The 2,455-nt window shown below is 44.6% G+C and carries 3 protein-coding genes; all 3 read right to left on the reverse strand.

What is annotated here, in order from left to right:
- Positions 1-97: 97 nt before the first annotated feature.
- Positions 98-991 (reverse strand): reverse transcriptase N-terminal domain-containing protein, encoded by an 894-nt coding sequence (locus QT996_RS28210; RefSeq protein ID WP_333050786.1) that lies wholly within the window; start codon positions 989-991, stop codon positions 98-100.
- 271 nt (positions 992-1,262) lie between these two features.
- Positions 1,263-1,418: a hypothetical protein gene (locus tag QT996_RS28215; protein ID WP_333050788.1), complete on the reverse strand. Its 156-nt coding sequence runs from the start codon at positions 1,416-1,418 to the stop codon at positions 1,263-1,265.
- A 236-nt stretch (positions 1,419-1,654) separates the two neighbouring features.
- Entirely contained in the window at positions 1,655-2,308 is a 654-nt protein-coding gene (locus QT996_RS28220; protein ID WP_333050790.1) for a group II intron maturase-specific domain-containing protein, read from the reverse strand.
- Positions 2,309-2,455 lie beyond the last annotated feature (147 nt).

Raw genomic sequence — 2,455 nt, forward strand, 5'->3', positions numbered from 1 at the left:
TTCGTAATTCATATTATTAATCTAATTTTTTCTTTTATTTTACCTAGAACGAGCGCACTTTCGCAAGAGGTCTAATGGGATTGAGGAAATACAACAATCAGTTCGCTATGCGGATGACATGGTAAGCGCGACACGATGTCGCGCTCACCATATCATCCGCATAACGGATTGATGTTTCGACAATGTTTGACGCTGGGGTTTTGCCAGTTATTCTAAATCCATCCTTATGGTATCTGTGAATACTTTCAATCCCGTTAAGAGCGATGTTGGCTAATAGGGGACTCACCACCCCACCTTGAGGAGTTCCTTGTTCCGGGAAATCGGGGTTGACCCCAGCTTTTAGGCATCGGAAGATTCCGAGCTTGATACCTTTGGGCGCAATTAAGTTGTCCATTATGGTGGTGTGACTAATCCTGTCGAAGCATTTTTCTATGTCGAGTTCGATCACTCGTTTTTCCATTCCATTACAGTAGCTTCTTAGATTGTTGAACAGGATTTTCTGTGCATCGTGCGCGGAGCGTCCGGCTCTGAACCCGTAGCTGTAAGCATGGAATGTTGCTTCGTGTGCTGGTTCTAAAGCGTATTTAGCGAGGCATTGCCAAGCTCTATCCGCGATAGTTGGGATTTTTAGCATTCTGGTTGTCCCGTCCTTTTTTGGGATTGGGATTTCCCGTAGTCCTTGATGATGCCAATTACCTGCCGACTCTTTAAGTATTGTTTCTAGGTAGAAACGTCCTGTAAAGCCGAGAGATTTTACACCGTCAACACCTGCTGTTTTCTTGCCAGCGTTTAGCTGTGTTACTTGTCGAATTGCTAGGAATCTAGCAGCTTTGGATTTCAGAATAAGTCTTTGCAGAGACTGCGCTTTCCGCTTGTTTCCTGCTTGAACCGCTTTGAACACTCTCTTTTGTAGGCGAAATAAATCTTTGCGGAACTTCTTCCACGGTAGATTCTTCCAAGATTCACTGGTATTACTACTGTGTCTAATCATGCTCTGCTCTGTTGAGTGTTTTCTGAATACCTTGCGAAAATTACTTCGCATCCTACCCGTCTTGAGAGAGTTCCGTATCTCATCTTACCTACATGGAAATCGACGTATCCATGACTCTCAAGTCGTTTTTATTCGTTCCCTCAGATGATTGATTGTTCCGTTAGGTGTAGCCAATTTAACTATCAGAAACCCAAGATTCTGGACGCTATTGTGGAAATGATGCGTCGGGCTTTAGCTCTGATGAGGTCAGGGTTTTTAAGTTATGCCCTGCCTAGGTGTAAGTTACTTTTTTAGGCTCGGTTTCACCGTAGGAACTCCCTGTTAGCACCAGTGTCAGCCCATAACAGCCGTCTGATTGTGCCCTGTTCCCAGCTTCACTCTCCAAGAATTGAGCTTGGTCGGTGTGAGCAGATAAGGAGTCACGCATGAATCTTGCGGGAAGGACTTGCACCTTCATCAATCTGAGAGTTCAGTGCTCAACCTAGGGGTCAAGTTTCACTGGATTAGTTATTTACGGATTGATTACCGAGATTCACTAATCAACGAATCGCACTTCCACAGCACCTTCAACTGTTCTGGTTGAGTCGATGGGGGATATTATTCCCCGCACCTCTCAGTTAGATCTGGGCGTGCGACTTTCACCGCACCCAGCTCCCGATGTTCTTAGCTTTCGCTTTTGCTCATGTGTAGATAATCGTGGCAGCTTTCGTGAACCGCTAGAAGGTTGTTTATTTTCCAATTACTGTGGCGACCATCTACATGATGCAGATGTACCTTTTCATCGCCTAGCATTTTTAAGCCACATTTTCCACATTTATGGTTTTGCCGTTTTAAAGCTTTAGAGGTTTCGCCGTTATAGAGCTTGCTGTTACGCTCGCTCCAGTAGGCTATATCTCCGTCGTAAGGTGATTTCTCCCCTTTGACATTGACAAATTTGTTTTCGGAGTACGGAACCGTCGGAAATGCTTTATCCAGCAGTTTTTTGCTGGTATCGCGAGATTGTTTCGATTCCTTATTGAATACCTTGAAGGCTCTATTTTGGATAAACCACAGTGATAACCGTGACCCTTCCAACTTACAGTAGCGATGGTAATTTCTCCAGCCTCTAACTACAGGGGCTAATTTCTCAGCTTTGACCGTAGCACCATAATTCGAGTTGTTAACGATGTGTTTTACCTTCTGACGGAATGCTTTAAAATTGTCCGCTGATGGAACGCATCTAAATTTCCCGTTGTTTTGCACTTTGAAATGCCAACCGAGGAAGTCAAACCCATCTGTCGTAGCTGTTAGCTTAGTTTTCTTTTCACTAACCTTCATGCCTCGTTCTGCCAGAAACTCGCTGACTTTATCAAGTATTGCCTCCGCATCGTCTTTAGGTTTCAGAATTAGTCGGGTAAAGGGATTACATCGCTGTAACCCCCTCCCCTCAAAACCGGACTTGTACCTTTCAGCACATCCGGCTTA

This window comes from Microcoleus sp. S13C4 (assembly GCF_036700865.1).
Lineage (GTDB): Bacteria > Cyanobacteriota > Cyanobacteriia > Cyanobacteriales > Microcoleaceae > Microcoleus.

What these genes read in the sequence shown, in the direction of transcription:
- QT996_RS28215 (WP_333050788.1), bottom strand. Translation starts at nt 1,418, where the DNA reads ATGCGTGACTCCTTATCTGCTCACACCGACCAAGCTCAATTCTTGGAG.
- QT996_RS28210 (WP_333050786.1), bottom strand. Translation starts at nt 991, where the DNA reads ATGATTAGACACAGTAGTAATACCAGTGAATCTTGGAAGAATCTACCG.
- QT996_RS28220 (WP_333050790.1), bottom strand. Translation starts at nt 2,308, where the DNA reads ATGAAGGTTAGTGAAAAGAAAACTAAGCTAACAGCTACGACAGATGGG.